Origin of the sequence: Vibrio mimicus CAIM 602 (assembly GCF_000338875.1) — a bacterium.
Taxonomy (GTDB): Bacteria; Pseudomonadota; Gammaproteobacteria; order Enterobacterales; family Vibrionaceae; genus Vibrio; species Vibrio mimicus.
Window position 1 is genome coordinate 12,634 of the sequence record NZ_AOMO01000099.1, and the last position, 16,099, is coordinate 28,732.

Annotated in this window: 13 protein-coding genes and 2 pseudogenes; 9 read left to right on the forward strand and 6 right to left on the reverse strand. The window is 46.4% G+C overall.

Annotated features, from left to right (window positions below):
- Positions 1–10 precede the first annotated feature (10 nt).
- A complete protein-coding gene (cobO, locus tag D908_RS00795; protein WP_390622335.1) occupies positions 11–682 on the reverse strand; it encodes a cob(I)yrinic acid a,c-diamide adenosyltransferase in 672 nt (223 codons plus the stop codon).
- 19 nt (positions 683–701) lie between these two features.
- On the opposite strand from cobO, the gene D908_RS00790 reads away from it, so the two are divergent.
- Positions 702–1,169, forward strand: a complete 468-nt coding sequence (locus D908_RS00790) for a low molecular weight protein-tyrosine-phosphatase (RefSeq protein ID WP_001174519.1) — start codon at positions 702–704, stop codon at positions 1,167–1,169.
- An 89-nt stretch (positions 1,170–1,258) separates the two neighbouring features.
- Here D908_RS00790 and D908_RS00785 read toward each other — a convergent pair whose 3' ends face one another.
- From D908_RS00785 to D908_RS00775, 4 genes and pseudogenes are all read right to left on the reverse strand, one after another.
- Positions 1,259–2,530, reverse strand: a complete 1,272-nt coding sequence (locus D908_RS00785) for an outer membrane protein transport protein (RefSeq protein WP_005527747.1) — start codon at positions 2,528–2,530, stop codon at positions 1,259–1,261.
- Positions 2,531–2,831: 301 nt separating this feature from the next.
- Positions 2,832–4,105, reverse strand: a pseudogene (locus tag D908_RS0120095) (outer membrane protein transport protein).
- 259 nt (positions 4,106–4,364) lie between these two features.
- Complete coding sequence (locus D908_RS00780) at positions 4,365–5,096, reverse strand: DUF3379 domain-containing protein (RefSeq protein WP_005527752.1); 732 nt, start codon at positions 5,094–5,096, stop codon at positions 4,365–4,367.
- Positions 5,089–5,595, reverse strand: coding sequence for a sigma-70 family RNA polymerase sigma factor (locus D908_RS00775; protein ID WP_005510252.1), 507 nt, complete (start codon positions 5,593–5,595; stop codon positions 5,089–5,091). The genes D908_RS00780 and D908_RS00775 overlap by 8 nt, the downstream gene beginning before the upstream one ends.
- A 545-nt stretch (positions 5,596–6,140) precedes the next feature.
- Between D908_RS00775 and fadI the strand changes: the two genes are divergently transcribed.
- The 3 genes from fadI (at position 6,141) to D908_RS00760 (ending at position 10,275) form a co-directional block, all read left to right on the forward strand.
- A complete protein-coding gene (fadI, locus tag D908_RS00770; RefSeq protein ID WP_005527754.1) occupies positions 6,141–7,448 on the forward strand; it encodes an acetyl-CoA C-acyltransferase FadI in 1,308 nt (435 codons plus the stop codon).
- A complete protein-coding gene (gene fadJ, locus D908_RS00765) occupies positions 7,448–9,574 on the forward strand; it encodes a fatty acid oxidation complex subunit alpha FadJ (protein ID WP_005527756.1) in 2,127 nt (708 codons plus the stop codon). Before fadI ends, fadJ begins: the two co-directional genes overlap by 1 nt.
- Before the next feature lie 152 nt (positions 9,575–9,726).
- On the forward strand, positions 9,727–10,275 hold the full coding sequence (locus D908_RS00760; RefSeq protein WP_000387673.1) for an NAD(P)H nitroreductase: 549 nt from the start codon (positions 9,727–9,729) through the stop codon (positions 10,273–10,275).
- 74 nt (positions 10,276–10,349) lie between these two features.
- Here the strand turns inward: D908_RS00760 and D908_RS00755 are convergent, their stop codons facing one another.
- On the reverse strand, positions 10,350–11,225 hold the full coding sequence (locus D908_RS00755; RefSeq protein ID WP_005527758.1) for a LysR family transcriptional regulator: 876 nt from the start codon (positions 11,223–11,225) through the stop codon (positions 10,350–10,352).
- Positions 11,226–11,473: 248 nt separating this feature from the next.
- On the opposite strand from D908_RS00755, the pseudogene D908_RS0120100 reads away from it, so the two are divergent.
- From D908_RS0120100 to dnaX, 5 genes and pseudogenes are all read left to right on the forward strand, one after another.
- Positions 11,474–12,572: pseudogene (locus D908_RS0120100) on the forward strand (response regulator).
- A gap of 172 nt (positions 12,573–12,744) precedes the next feature.
- Positions 12,745–12,876 carry a hypothetical protein gene (locus D908_RS22975; protein ID WP_000013197.1) on the forward strand — a complete coding sequence of 44 codons (132 nt, stop codon included), beginning with the start codon at positions 12,745–12,747 and terminating at the stop codon, positions 12,874–12,876.
- Complete coding sequence (locus D908_RS00745) at positions 12,876–13,274, forward strand: YbaN family protein (protein WP_005527760.1); 399 nt, start codon at positions 12,876–12,878, stop codon at positions 13,272–13,274. Before D908_RS22975 ends, D908_RS00745 begins: the two co-directional genes overlap by 1 nt.
- A gap of 138 nt (positions 13,275–13,412) precedes the next feature.
- A complete protein-coding gene (apt, locus tag D908_RS00740) occupies positions 13,413–13,958 on the forward strand; it encodes an adenine phosphoribosyltransferase (RefSeq protein WP_000206214.1) in 546 nt (181 codons plus the stop codon).
- An 18-nt stretch (positions 13,959–13,976) separates the two neighbouring features.
- A complete protein-coding gene (dnaX, locus tag D908_RS00735; RefSeq protein ID WP_005527762.1) occupies positions 13,977–16,058 on the forward strand; it encodes a DNA polymerase III subunit gamma/tau in 2,082 nt (693 codons plus the stop codon).
- The last annotated feature ends 41 nt before the right edge of the window (positions 16,059–16,099 follow it).

Sequence of the window (16,099 nt, forward strand, 5' to 3'; positions counted from 1 at the left end):
CTTTGGCGTTTTACCAATCGACACCTTTCAGTGCTTTAACACCAGATTCAAAAGCGTGCTTAATGTTTTTCACTTCAGAAACGGTATCGGCCATCTCAATCAAAGTGCGGTGTGCGCCACGCCCAGTGATGATCACGGATTGCATTTTGGGGCGCTGATTTAATGCTTCGACGACTTCATCCAGCTCGATGTAACCGTAGCTCACCATGTAAGTGAGTTCATCAAACAGCACAACATCAAGAGACTCATCCTGCAACATACGTTTGCACTCTTGCCACACTTCTTGTGCGGCCGCGGTATCGCTCTCGCGGTTCTGGGTTTCCCAAGTAAATCCGGTTGCCATCACTTGGAACTCGACACCGAGCTTTTCTAAAAGATTGCGCTCGCCGTTTTCCCAAGTGCCTTTAATAAATTGGGCAACCGCACACTGTTTTCCATGGCCCACTGCGCGAGCAATAGTGCCAAAACCAGACGTTGACTTGCCTTTACCGTTGCCAGTAATAATCAGCAATAGCCCTTTCTCTTCCTGAGCGGCGGCAATTTTGGCATCCACTTGCTCTTTTACTTTTTGTTGGCGAGCTTTGTGACGCTCTTGTTTGATTTCATCGCCTGACATGGCAAATCCTTTTTCAATCTGAAACTTGTCGCTATGATAGCTCAACTCGTCAGTAGCAAACACCAAACAAAAATAGGGATATATCATGCAAAAGGTTCTTGTGGTGTGTATGGGCAATATTTGCCGTTCTCCGACCGCTGAGGCCGTATTACGGGCCAAGGCAGCACAACTTAACGTTGAAGTGGAAATCGATTCAGCAGGCACGATAGGGTATCACCAAGGTAATCCTCCTGACGCACGTTCTCGTGTTGCTGGAGAGAAGCGTGGTTATTCATTTTCAGGGATCAAAGCCAGAAAGATTCGTGATGAAGATTTTGCGAAATTTGATTGGATTTTAGCGGCAGACAAAGAGAATTTGGCTGAGCTGAAAGCTCGCTGCCCTAAACCCTATCAACACAAGTTGTCACTGATGCTTAGCCATTGTGATTCTGACTATGAAGAGATCCCAGATCCCTATTATGGCGGTGAGCATGGTTTTGAGCGGGTATTAGATTTAGTTGAAGAAGCGGCTGAGCAGTTTTTACTGAAACTAAAACAACAAGGCCAGCATTAAGCTGGCCTTGAAATATCTCTTGTCGACTTGAGTTGCAACGGTGTTGGCTGCCCCTTAGGTCGTTTGGATATAGAGAAATAGCAATCAAATTAGAAGCGGTAGTTCGCTTGCACACCGATCAGCCAAACGTTGCCTGTTACATTGGCATCGAAAGCTCCACCAATCAATGCTGATGGCTTATCAGAATCATCACGCGGTTCACTGATAGTGGCATCTTTTGCAAAGATATAAGTGAAACCAGCATCCAAAGTCAGTTGTGGTGTTGCCACGTAGCTCGCGCCCAAACTTAGCCAAGTACGGTCAGTTTCAGGGATGGTTGCTGTGCGGTTTTTATCGTCTACTGCTGAAGTATCGTAAGCAACACCAGCACGCAGAGCGAGTTTGGCATCGTATTGATAAGTTGTACCGATCGCAAAGCGGTAGTTGTCTTCCCAGTTTTCTGATTTGATGAGATCAGATTTTTCTGGGAACACAGCAGTCAGCTCTTTGAATGAGCTCCAATCTGTCCAGTTAAGGCTGGCATGAATAGCCCATTGCTCATTCAATTGATGGAAGCTTGCCAGTTCAGCGGTAGCTGGTAGAGCAATAGACATCATGCCTGGCTTGTAGGCACCATAAGTAATACCCTCAGCATGGCCTTCAAAATCCATCATCACTTCTGATTTATAAGCAAAACCTAAGCGATGATCTTCATTGATTTGCCATGCAGTACCAACTTGCCAACCCCAAGAGTTGTCTTCGCCTTCCATGTATTTCAGCGTAGTGCCTTGAGGTAACTTTAGGGCATTTTTAGCGGGTGCAGTTGCACCGAAATGACCTTCCCCCATCACATAACGCACACCGCCACCAATGCTCAGTTGAGGCAGAATTTGGTACGCAATGTTTAGGTTTGCTTCTTTGCTGATCACGCTGGCTTGGTTACCAAAGTGAGAAGCAGCAAACTCAGTACCCAGATCCGTTTCCATACCGTAGTTAGTGCCAAGGGCAAAGCCCAGTACCACTTGTTCGTTCAACTGGTGTGACAGGTAGAAATTTGGAATCACAGCATCGTGTGCAAAATCTTTTGAAGAAGCCGCTGTTTGGCCAAGCAATTGATGCTTGACGGTTCCATCAACATCTACGTTTGGGTTCACGTAAACCGCACCAGCCGAAACTTGTGTGCCGTTGAGGTAGGTTAACATGGCTGGGTTACGCCATTGTGCGCTCGCATTGTCTGCCATTGCCGCTTCACCAGCGTAAGCTCGACCAAGACCTGTTGCTGAGTACTCAGCAAGCTGGAAACCAGCAGCCTGAGTAAGAGTAGAAACACTGGCTAAACCGAAAGCCACGGCACAGGAAAGGAAAGTCTTATTGGTTTTCATAGAGATTGTTCGCTGAAATTCGCAAATTTAGGTCGGGGAAGTCTACGGCTAGAGCAATTACTTTAAAACTTCAAATCAACGAAAGTAATGGATTTGAAGTTTTAAACTAAAAATTTGCCATTTTCTAGATGATATTTCTAATTATAAAGATGTGGGTATTAAAATTTCAGCGTACAAATGTAGGTTTATCTATGGTGTTAATCGCACAAGTGTACGCTGATATTGAGCAATCAAAACTCAAAATAAAAAGAAAGGGGCTGATAAATCAGCCCCTTAGCAATAGGATATTTTGACGTTTTAATTAGAACGTACGGCTGTACTGTAAGCCCAGCAGGATTGCATCTGCGTGAGTTGTACCAGTCAGAGATGATAGGTACTTAGGTGTACCTGTTGGATTTGGAGTTGCTTCTGTTACTGCAACATCATCACCCATCAGGTAAGTAAAGCCGAAGTCGATGTTTGATTTTTGGTCAATATGGTAGGTGAAACCAGCAGATACCCATTGACGGTCTGAGTCAGGTACAGAGATTGAAGTTAACGCATCTTGTGCGCTGGTGTCATACATGTAGCCTGCACGTAGTGTCCAGTCATTGTTTAGGTAGTAAGTACCACCAATCGCGTAATGCCAGCCGTCTTGCCATTTATATGGTTTGTCGTAGCTTGAGCCAGTGGTGAGCCTTGCAGATTACGGAATTCGATTTGGTCGAATGCGCTCCAGCCAATCCACTGCACGCTATAGTGAACTGCGAATTTTGTATCTTCGATTTTGTGGTAGCCAGAGAATTCAAAAATGTCAGGCAGAGGTAGTGTGATCTCTTGGCCTTTATCATCTTTTGCCTTGAATTCAGGGCTGTAATGGTACGCAGCACCAAAGCGGTTGTTCTCATCCATTTCGTAGACTGCGCCTAGGTTAAAACCTACAGCCCAACCATCTGCACCATCTACGTTAACAAGATCTTTGCCACCAATAGAGGCAACACTAGTGCTAGCAGTGCGCTTCATCGTTCCTTGGCCATAGATTAGGTCAAGACCAGCACCCAAACTGACTTGGCTGTTGATACGATATGAACCAGCTAAACCAAAGTTCGCACTTTTAACATCAGTTAGGCCACCAAATTCACTAGCAACATAACTATTTTCAAATTCAGTTTTAGTGCCAAAGTTAGTGTACGCGTTGAAACCAACGGCAAACTTATCATCAATCGGTACGATCAGGTGAATGTTTGGAGCTACAGAAGTGCTGCCTGCATCGTCGTAATTGGCATCTTTTGCTGGAGAAAGAGTTGGAGCCACTTGGCAAGTTGTTCCACAGTATTTCGCATCTTTAACGTCAATCAAGGTTGTGATGGTTTCAAAACCTAACGACAGTGCTGTTTCATCAAACAGCGCCATAGCGGCAGGGTTACGAGCCATAACAGATGCGTTATCGGCAATTACCGCATCACCGGCAAATGCGCGGCCAAGGCCTGTCGCTGATTGTGCGTTGAGCTGGAAGCCCGCGGCAAAAGCTTGTTGTGTCGCAAGCGTTACTGTCACTGCAAGTAACGATTTTTTAAACAGACGCATGTTGTTCATTAGACTTTTCCTTTTTGGTTTCGCCTCTAATGGGCGTTGTTATATGAGCCGCTGCTTTTTTTTGAGCAATTGCTCAGTGGTGGCTGATCCTAGTCGCTAGTATAGGAGATAGAAATCCGACCATTGTCTAATTTCGCGAGAAAGTTACTGAAATGATGGCTATTTGGCAGGAATTTAGGCGAAAACTCTATAAATTAGAGTTTTCGCTCTATTTGATGGGTTTCGTTAATGAATAAGTCTCTGATGAACAATCTGTCTTTTAGATAGAAGATTGAATCATCGGCATTAACTTCTCAGCAATTGCAGAGATATTTTCACCTTGGTCTCCGACTAGGATTAGGCTGGCATTGCCAATTGGTTCTACAACACCAGACATTCCATCTTGCTTAAATTTCAACGTTTGTTTGCTGACAATTGGCGTAAAGAATAAGGTGACTTTGCCTTTTTCTCCTTGGAAAACCATATGAACCGCATTTTCTTTACCAAAACCGCAATGGTTAAGGTAGTAAACGTGATATGGGAAGTCTCCATCCATTTTGTAGGCGAAAGGCTGCATTTTTGCGTTGATTTGGTTCATATCCGCGCGCTCATCGAGTCGCTCGACAAAGCCTTCTTCATGAGTCACATGTTTTATCGCCATTTCCGACAAACTTGCCTGTGCTGGTGAAACCAAAATATTTCCCCACTGGACCTGGCCAACGAATAATCCCGCGGTAAAGGCAATGGATGCTGCAATCGCCATTGCTTTACGAACAAATTGTGGACGGATAACTTTCTCATCTTCAATTTGGGCGCTTTGTCTGAATAAGATCTTATCAGCCAAATCATCAGGAACATCGACCTTGAATGCTTGGGCAATGTGTTTGTCGAGCTGCAGCACGTCATCAGCAAATTTGGCGTTAGAATCGCTTGAGGCGATCATCTCAAGTAATTCGTTGTCGCGTTGTTTAGGATCAGACATGACTTTGCGGCGAAATTCTAATTCATCCATTGTTCTGCTCCTGATAGTGTTCTGAACCATCCATCATCTCTTTGAGTTGGTTGCGTGCTCTAAACAAACGGGTCATTACCGTATTTTTGTTCAGTGAAAGAATGTCAGCGATCTCTTCACCGCTGAATCCTCCCACTACCTGTAAAAAAAGTGGCTCTCGATACTCAACATCCAGTTTTAGAATTTGGTTTTGCAGCCACTCATTTTGATGATGTTCATCATCGGTGTACTTCGCTTCATAGCCGTGTTCATCGATATCGACTAAATCAAACTGTTTACGCTCAAAACGGCGAGCATTTTCTCTGCGTAAAATGGTGATCAACCAAGCTTTTGCTGCTTTTTCATCCAGCAAGCTGTCGAGTGATTTCCACGCTCTTAAGCAGGTTTCTTGCACTAGGTCTTCGGCAATCGAGCGATCTTTACATAACCAGTAAGCGTAACGGTAAAGATCACGATGATAAGCTCGTACAAGTGCTTCGTATTTTCTTTGTCTGTCCATGTCACTATTGACCGGACGTTGTGAAGCTTTCTTTCCAAACAGATTCAATATCGACACCAAGGACTCCCTAAATGCGTCGTGTAAGTCAAATGGATTTCAGTGACGCACCTCTTATGATGGGGCGAATAGCTGAAAAAGGTAGCATTTGAGCTCACGTTTAATTTCGTACAGTTTAATAAATCACATTAAACTTGATCTAATTCAAAATCTCTTGTTCTGAAGCGGTTATAGTACCTCCTGTCATCTCGTTAGTCATTACGACTGACATTGTTGAGCAAAGATGACACTTCCTTTTGAAGGCTGACTTTACTTTCTCCTAATCAGGAAACTGATTTTTCAATTGGCGTAAGTTAATTGCTTTACCCATTCCGACCACACAGTTCTGTGTGGTTTTTTTTTGCAAAAAATTCTTTGTACGAACGATTCCACAGCACTTTTGACGTGGAAAGGATTGCTTGAATCACGATTATTTAAACGGTCGTTTGATTTGTTTAACATTCTCGTTACAATGCTTCAGGTCAGACCTCTTAATCGAAGGAGAAATCATGGGCAAGCAGGAAGTCAGGACTCGTTCTGGAGAACGAGTGGCGATAGTGGCGGGGCTACGTACGGCTTTCGCTCGTCAAAGTACCGAATTTGGTCAAGTACCCGCCGTTGATCTCGGCAAAATGGTGGTGCAAGAAATGATGGCGCGCACAGCTATTGATCCGAAATTGATTGAACAAGTGGTGTTTGGTCAAGTGGTTCAAATGCCAGAAGCCCCCAATATTGCTCGAGAAATTGTGTTGGGTACGGGAATGTCGATTCACACGGACGCCTACAGCGTAACCCGTGCTTGCGCGACCAGTTTTCAAGCGGCGGTCAATGTTGCAGAAAGCATTATGGCTGGAACGATTGATATTGGTATTGCAGGTGGTGCGGATTCCTCTTCTGTTCTGCCCATTGGTGTTTCCAAAAAACTGGCTGCTTCTTTATTAGCACTGAGCAAAGCCAAAACGATGGGCCAAAAGCTTAAGCTGCTCAGCAACCTCTCTTTCAAAGATTTGATGCCTGTTCCTCCTGCGGTGGCTGAATATTCTACTGGGCTTTCCATGGGGCAAACGGCTGAGCAGATGGCCAAAAGCTATGCCATTTCTCGCGCCGATCAAGATGCGTTAGCGCATCGTTCACATACTTTAGCTGCTCAGGCATGGGCAGAAGGGAAAATTCGTGATGAAGTGATGACCGCTTTCCCAGAACCTTATAAAAAGTGGATTGATACCGACAATAACATTCGCCTTGATTCCAAATTAGAGAGTTATGCAAAGTTGCGTCCGGCGTTTGATCGTCAATACGGTTCAGTGACGGCGGCAAACTCAACGCCGCTAACCGATGGTGCAGCCGCGATTATGTTGATGCGCGAAGGCAAAGCCAAAGAACTTGGTCTGGAGATCATGGGTTACATCCGTTCTTATGCGTTTGCGGCGATTGGTGTGGAAAAAGATATGTTGATGGGGCCATCGTACGCAACGCCGATTGCATTGGATCGCGCAGGGATAACTCTAAACGATTTGACCCTGATTGATATGCACGAAGCCTTTGCAGCGCAAACCTTGGCGAACTTGAAGATGTTCGCGAGCGATAAGTTTGCTCAAGAGCAACTCGGTCGTGCGCAAGCCATCGGCGAAGTCGATATGAGCAAATTTAACGTCCTTGGCGGTTCATTGGCGTATGGTCATCCATTCGCAGCCACGGGCGCGCGAATGATCACTCAAACATTACGTGAATTGAAACGCCGCGGTGGAGGCTTAGCCTTGAACACAGCTTGTGCTGCTGGTGGTTTGGGCGCTGCAATGATTTTGGAGGTGGAATAATGGACAACAAAAAAGCGTTTCAGCTCTCGTTTGATGAGCAGCATTACGCATGGCTAGCGATTGATGTCCCTGGTGAGAAAATGAATACCTTGCAAGCGGCGTTTGCCGAAGAGATGCAAGCGGTATTTACAATGCTCAATGAAAAGAAAGGGCAAATTAAAGGTCTGATTATCCACTCTCTTAAGCCGGATAACTTCATTGCGGGTGCCGATGTGCGTATGTTGGAAGCCTGCCAATCCGTCCACGAAGCACAAGCGTTGGCCTCGCAGGGTCAGCAGATGTTCCAACAGCTTGCAGATTTGCCTTTCCCTGTGATTGCAGCGATTCACGGCCCCTGTCTCGGTGGTGGTTTAGAATTGGCGCTGGCGTGTGATTATCGAGTCTGTACGGAAGATGATGTTACTCGCCTTGGCTTACCCGAAGTGATGTTGGGTTTGTTGCCGGGTTCTGGTGGTACGCAGCGCTTGCCACGCTTGATTGGTTTACTACCAGCACTGGATCTGATCCTGACTGGTAAACAGCTACGGGCGAAGAAGGCGAAAAAGCTTGGCATCGTGGATGCCTGTGTTCCGCATTCTGTGTTACTGGATGTGGCAAAGCGTGTGTTGGAAGAAAAAGGGCACAAGAAGCGTGCGCAAACCGCGTTACCCATCAAAGAAAAACTGATGGCGAATACGGGGTTGGGACGTAAGTTAATTTTTGATCAAGCTGCCAAGAAAACGCAGCAGAAAACACGCGGCAATTACCCTGCAGCGCAAGCCATTTTAGAGGTGATTCAATACGGCCTTGAAAAAGGGATGCACGCAGGTTTGGAGTATGAAGCGAAGCGTTTTGCCGAATTGGTGATGACGCGAGAATCGAAAGCGCTTCGTTCGATTTTCTTTGCCACGACAGAGATGAAAAAAGATCTCGGTGCGGACGCGAAACCAGCAGCAATTAAAGCGGTAGGTGTGTTGGGTGGCGGTTTGATGGGGGCGGGCATTAGCCATGTCTCTGTAGCAAAAGCCAAAGTGCCAGTACGAATCAAAGATGTGGCTAACGATGGAGTGCTGAACGCGCTCAATTACAACTACAAGCTATTTGATAAGCAAAGGCAACGCAAAATTTTGAGTAAGGAACAGTTGCAAGCTCAGATGTCGCAACTCTCTGGCGGTACGGATTTTGTGGGTTTTGATCGCTGTGATGTGGTGATCGAAGCGGTGTTTGAGGATCTCAAACTTAAGCAACAAATGGTGGCAGATATTGAAGCCAACGCGAAACCTTCCACCATTTTCGCAACCAATACTTCGTCATTGCCAATCCATCAAATTGCCAGCCAAGCGCAGCGTCCAGAAAACATTGTGGGTCTGCATTACTTCAGCCCGGTGGAAAAAATGCCGCTGGTGGAAGTGATCCCTCATGCCACTACTTCGGATGAAACGATTGCAACAGTTGTGGCACTTGCGCGTAAACAGGGTAAAACGCCGATCGTGGTGAAAGATTGTGCTGGTTTTTACGTCAACCGTATTCTTGCACCATATATGAATGAAGCCGCGCAAGTGTTGATGACGGGTGAACCGATTGAGAATCTGGATACCGCTTTGCTCGATTTTGGCTTTCCAGTAGGCCCAATCACTTTGCTGGATGAAGTGGGGGTCGATATTGGCGCGAAGATCATGCCGATATTGGTTAAAGAGCTTGGACCTCGTTTCCAAGGTCCGGATGTATTTGATGTGCTACTCAAAGACAACCGTAAAGGCCGTAAGAGTGGCAAGGGGTTTTATACTTATAAAGGCAGCAAGAAGAAAGATGTCGATAAATCAGTCTATAAACTGCTCAAATTAACACCTGAGTCTAAGTTGAATGACAAAGATATTGCGATGCGCTGCCTGCTTCCTATGCTCAACGAAGCAGTGCGTTGTCTTGATGAAGGTATTATCCGCAGTGCACGTGATGGTGACATGGGCGCGATTTTCGGTATCGGTTTCCCTCCATTCTTAGGTGGCCCTTTCCGTTACATGGATACGCTTGGTTTAACAAAGGTGGTGGAAATGATGAATCAGCATACCGAGAAATATGGCGAACGATTTGCGCCATGTGGCGGCCTGCTGACTCGAGCGGGATTAGGTGAAAAATTCTATCCGTAATCTTCAGCCCACGACTATCCATCCCCAAACTACTGGTAGCTTTAGGTAGATAGGTATAGAAAGAGGCCAAGTGCCTCTTTCTTATTGGGAGTGATTCTCAAAAATGTGTGCTAGGATGAAACGTAAAATAAAGAAATAACAAGGAATCCAATATGGAAGCGCTCGATTTATTGCTCAACCGTCGTTCAATCGCGAAACTGGATGCGCCTGCACCGCAAGGTGAAGCACTAGACAATATTTTACGTGCAGGCTTACGCGCACCGGATCATGGCGCACTGACTCCGTGGCGCTTTGTGGTTGCTCATGGCGAAGGTTTAGCGAAATTAGCTGCGGTTTTAGAGCAAGCAGAGATCGCCAACGGCAGTGATGAAGCGGTGATTAACAAAGCCAAGAATGCGCCATTTCGTGCTCCTATGGTGATCACCGTGATTGCAAAAGTGACTCACAGCGAAAAAATCCCGGCTTTTGAGCAACACTTATCTGCAGGCTGCGCTGTACAAGCCATGCAAATGGCCGCTGTGGCACAAGGATTTCAGGGGATTTGGCGCTCGGGGAGTTGGATGTTCCACCCTGTAGTTCGCAGTGCTTTCAATGTGCAGGGTGAAGATCAAATTGTCGGTTTTCTTTATCTCGGCACCCCAGGCACAACAGCAACTAAGGTACCAGAACGCGATCTCAGTAAGTTTGTCGAATACCTATAAATTTGCATACTGAACATAAAGAAAAAGGGCTGAAAGCCCTTTTTTAATATCTTTTTTAGTCTCCGAAGTTCGGATTACTGCAAGTGATAGCTAATCACGAAATCAATAAACAAGCGTACTTTTTCAGGCTGATGATCTTTGTGGTTATACAGCATATAAATATCACGCGGGTTTGAGCTCCAATCCGAAAGCACTTGGACCAAACTGCCATCATCAAGGTACTCGCGCAGCATCACATCGGGCATCAGCGTAATGCCTAACCCTTCTGAACAAGCACTTCGCACCACATTCAGTGCACTAGCCTGAAAACGGCCACGATCCGTGTTGACTACGGTTTCTCCCTGACTGTTAGTCAGCTGCCATTTGAGTAGTGGATAGCCTTTGAGCAGTTGATGCTGATGCAACTCTTCCGCGTGAGTGGGCTGCGGGTGATTGGCCAAATAGGTTGGGCTTGCCACCAAAATGTCTTTCACTTCACCAATTTTTCTGGCAATTAGGCTCGAATCACGTTGTGGCCCAACGCGGAAAATAACGTCCCATTCGGTTGGATCAAGATCATCCGCTTGATTGCTCATCATCAGTTCAATATGGATATCGGGGTATTTCTCCATGAAGGCATTGAACATGGGCATCATCATTCGCTTGGTGAGGTTTGATGGCGCAGAGATACGAATGCGTCCAGAAGCACCACGGCACTCGTCAGTAATTTCCTCAGTCATAGAGGCAAGGCGCTCTAGCAGTGGAGAACAATCTTTATAAAAGCGTTCGCCTGCCTCGGTCAGAGTCAATTTACGAGCATGACGATTGAGTAACCTAAGATTCAGTGAATCTTCCAAGGCTTGGATCCGCCGAGTGATGGTGGCCACCGGAATCATGGTTTTTTTTGAAGTTGAGGTGTAGCTTCCATTTTCAACAACCAGTCGAAAGAGGTTTAAGTCATCTAGTTTCATCGTTTCTGACACATTATTTTGCAATTCTGGATAATTTATACATATATAAGCTGCTAAATTTTGCGTGATGTCAATTTGTGTGACGATTTGATGAAAACCATACATCTAGTGATGGGGCAAATTTGAAGCACCTATGGTTTGTGCAAAGTCTATTTCGGAGCTACTTTTTAATTAATCAATAATTAATTATTTCTGTAGCGAGTTAGCGGTAACTTGCGCAATGAACTTTATTAGTGAGGTCGATGTTTATGTATAAATCTCACATTCCGGATGACGGTGAAGCGGAAGCTCAGATTGCAGCTGAAAAGCTGATTCTGCTGGTGGACGACGATCCTGTTTTCCGACGTATGACCAAGGGATATCTTCAACAACAAGGTTATCAGGTACTTGAAGCAGAAAACGGTTTAGATGGCGTTACGTAAACTGCGTGATAGTGAGCCAGATATCGTGCTGTGTGATTTATCGATGCCGATCCTCAATGGGATTGAATTTGTTGAAGAAGTCAGCCTTGAATACCCATCATTACCCTTAATTGTGGTGTCTGCTACTGAAGAAATGGCCGATGTCGCTAAGGCATTACGCTTCGGTATTAAAGATTTTTTGCCTAAACCCATTACCAACCACGTTCATTTGGCCAGTTCGATAGAGAACATTCTGGCGAACAATGATGATGTGCATCAGCGGGATTTCGCCAGTTGCTGGTATGGGGTAGATAGCCAAGGTGGAATTCCAGAAGAGCAAGAGCTGCACTGGCATTTGCAATACTTGAAGGAAAACCCTAATGCAGCCAGAGAACTGCTTGCAGCCTTGCTGCCTGAGAAGGACTCAAGCCAAGGGGATTGGAAATGCAATTACCGCTTGTTGCAGTCGGCGGAGTTGATGCCTTTAGTGTTTGATTATGCTTGGCTGATCAATGGTCAATTTGTTTTTTATGTGGTGGATGCCGACAGTCATGCGGAGTGTGGTGCTGCGTCCACACTTCTTGTGCGTGCGTTATTTCATGATTATGTGCGCAATTTGCGTAACTTTAGTGTTGAGCTTAAAGATCTTGCTGAAATTATCGAGCGTGGAATGAACTGCTCAGAAGGTATAGATGAAGTCTCTGCACTGCTCGGCGTAGCCGATCTGGCGAGTGGTACAGTATCATTATTGCCAGCAGGGTTGGATTGCCAATGGTCTAACGGTTATGCGCAGAGCCATATTCGTTCGGGTGTTAAGCTTGGTGATAATAGTTTGCGTAATTTCCTAACCAAAGATTTGCCAATACGTTCAGGGTGTCAAATTAGCTTGAGTAAGCCGAGTGCTTACAGCTTTACCTTGGATCTCTATCAAGGTTGTGAGGCGTGATTTTAGCGTCTAAATTGTGAGTGTGATTGGAACTTTGAATTGAGTTGCTAATAACCTTATACATTGTCAGTGTTTATGGCAGCTGGGTTTCGATATAGTTCTGAGCACATTGAACAAGTGAGGTCGCCGTAGAGCTACCCATTTTAAAGTCACCCAAAAAGAGAAGATTACAATGGCAAATCAAGAGTTTAAAGAACCCTTTAATATTCTGTACTTTCTAGGCTTGGTTGCAGCTCTGCTGATCCCAACCCTGCCTGCTACTCTAACGTGGATCCGTGTATTTAACGGTTACGCTGGTTTTTAATGCGTTCATCCCTACAACGTTTTTTATTCAGTTTTATTGGAATAACGAGTCTATGCCTAGGGATACTGGGCATATTTCTCCCTCTCTTACCGACCACTCCTTTTATCTTACTCTCCAGTGCCTGCTTTTTACGCAGTAGCCCCCGTTTCCACCGCTGGTTGAATCAGCATGAAACCTTTGGTCCGATTATTCAAAATTGGCAACAACACCGCGCGGTTAGCAAAGCCGTGAAAAAACGCGCAACGATTTTTATCCTAATGAGCTTCGCTTTCTCGATTTGGATGGTGCCTTGGATGTGGCTTAAGGTTGTGCTGTTTATCTGGCTTGTGCTTTTGATCACTTGGTTTGTCCGCTTACCGACCCATGAGCTGGTTGCTAACCAACAAGAAAATCACTAGCATTAGTGGGAAGTGTGCCCACTCTTCGAGTGGGCTTTGTTTTTTCAGTGCCGTGCGATACCGCGCTATAGCTATAGACGGCACCGGAATTGTTCTGTAATCACCTTAGGTGATTAAGCAACTGAAGCTAAAGTAACTATGACAACTGAAACTCTTTCACTGATCAAATCCAGCATCAAAAGCATCCCAGACTATCCAAAAAAAGGCATTCTGTTTCGTGACGTCACCAGCTTGCTTGAAGACGCCAAAGCGTATCAAGCGACCATTCAACTTCTCGTTGATAAGTACAAAGCGATGGGCTTTACCAAAGTAGTCGGTACGGAAGCGCGTGGTTTCCTATTTGGTGCGCCGCTGGCTTTAGAACTGGGCGTGGGTTTTGTTCCTGTGCGTAAACCAGGCAAGCTGCCTCGTGAAACCGTTGCACAATCTTATGACCTAGAATACGGTACAGATACATTGGAAATCCATGTTGATGCGATCAAAGCCGGTGACAAAGTGTTGGTGGTTGACGACTTACTCGCAACAGGCGGCACGATTGAAGCGACCACTAAGCTGATCCGCCAATTGGGTGGTGAAGTGGAACACGCTGCCTTCGTAATCAATCTGCCAGAAATTGGTGGTGATAAGCGCCTTGAAGGGTTAGGCTTGCAGGTTTACAGCATCTGTGAATTTGAAGGTCACTAACCGACAACGGATATTGGAATGAGTTATCTTGCTTTAGCACGCAAATGGCGTCCGACACGATTTAGCGAAGTAGTCGGACAAACCCATGTTTTAACTGCTTTAGAGAACGCATTGGCGCAAAATCGTTTGCACCATGCGTATCTGTTTAGTGGAACCCGAGGTGTGGGTAAGACCACTATAGGTCGTCTGTTTGCGAAAGGGCTCAACTGCGAGACGGGGATTACGGCGACACCTTGTGGCCAGTGTGCAACCTGTAAAGAGATCGATCAGGGGCGCTTTGTTGATCTGCTAGAGATTGACGCGGCATCGCGTACCAAAGTGGAAGACACGCGCGAGCTGCTCGATAACGTGCAGTACAAGCCAGCGCGTGGACGCTTCAAGGTTTACTTGATCGACGAAGTACACATGCTCTCGCGTCACAGCTTTAATGCGCTGCTCAAAACGCTTGAAGAGCCGCCTGAGTATGTGAAGTTTTTGCTGGCAACCACAGATCCACAAAAACTGCCTGTGACCATCTTGTCGCGCTGTTTGCAGTTCCATCTCAAACCGATCAGTGTTGAAAATATTCAGCAGCAGCTTGATAAAGTGCTGCAAGCCGAACAGATCACCAGCGACAGCAAAGCGCTGAATCTGTTAGCACATGCCGCTGATGGGAGTATGCGTGATGCACTGAGCCTGACTGACCAAGCGATTGCGTTGGGTAATGGTGTGGTGAAAAGTGACATCGTCGCGCACATGCTGGGCACGCTAGACACTGACCATGCGCTGCATCTGCTGCAAGCCATCAGCCAACAAACACCGCAAGCGGTGATGGAGTGCATCGAAACGCTCGCCCAGAATGGCGTAGAGTGGGATGGCCTATTGCAACAGCTTTCTACCCAATTGCATCGAATTGCCATGTATCAAGCGTTGCCAGCGACTTTGGATAAATCGGTGCCTGAAGCATCAAGAATCGAGTCGCTTGCTAAAGTGTTAACGCCGCAAGATGTGCAGCTTTATTACCAAATTGCTTTGAAAGGTCGACAAGATTTACCTTTGTCGCCCACCGCGCGAATTGGCATTGAAATGCTGATGCTTCGCATGATGGCGTTTCGTCCGTCGAGTGTATCTCTAGCCAGTGTGATCACGCCGGTCAATGCACAATCGGAAGTATCACCTGTTGTCGCACCAGCAACAATGGCTCGCCCTGCACCTCAAGCACCACAGTCACAACCTGTAGTTCAGCCACCAGTGCCGCAACCCGCGCAAGCTATGCCGAATTCTATGGTACAGCCTATGATGGCTGCTGAGCCTGTGATGGAAAGGGCTGCTCCGGTCGTTCAGCGAGAAGAAGCAAGCTCGATGAACTCACCACTGGGTACGGCTGTCCCCAATACGGATGCTCAAAGCCAAACCACTATGCCTGCCTTAGCAGGGCTGCGTCATCAGCTGCGCTCTAAGCGTCAAGAAGTACAAAACAAAGGTGCGGACGGAAAAAAGTCTGACGCGACATCTGCTACTCCTGCATCCGCGCTAGAGCGTATTGCGCAGCGAGCACAGCAAGTGCAGGTGTCGCCAGATATGAGTGATGAGGATGAGCTGGAGCCAGAAGATGAAATTTATCAATGGCGTCCAATGCAACCCATCGAAGTCGCGGTGAAAAGTGATGTCACACCGACTCAGCTGAAAAAAGCGTTAGAGCATGAAAAAACGCCAGAAATGGTGGCGAAGTTGATCGAAGAAGCCGTCGCGCAAGATGCATGGTCGGCTCTGATTCAACGCTTGCAGACGGCAAAAATGGTCGAGCAATTGGCGTTGAATTCTTCCTTTATTCGTCAAGGCGAACAGATTTCTCTGACGCTGCGTCCAAGCCATGCACATCTGCATAATGAGAAAGCCCAGCAAGAGCTAGAACAAGCGCTGAATCAAGTGCTTGGCGAATCTTGTACTTTGAGTATTGCCGTGGGGCAAGAGGGCGAGACCCCCCTTGAGCTGCGTGAGCGGCTCTATCAGCAGAAGCTCACTTCGGCACTTCACAGCTTACAGACCGATCCGCATGTACAATTTATTGAGCGTCGGTTTAATGCGCAGTTGGATAGCGACAGCGTACGTCCGATTTAACTGGGGTTGAAACCGAGCTGTCTCGTCCCCACACTATGTAA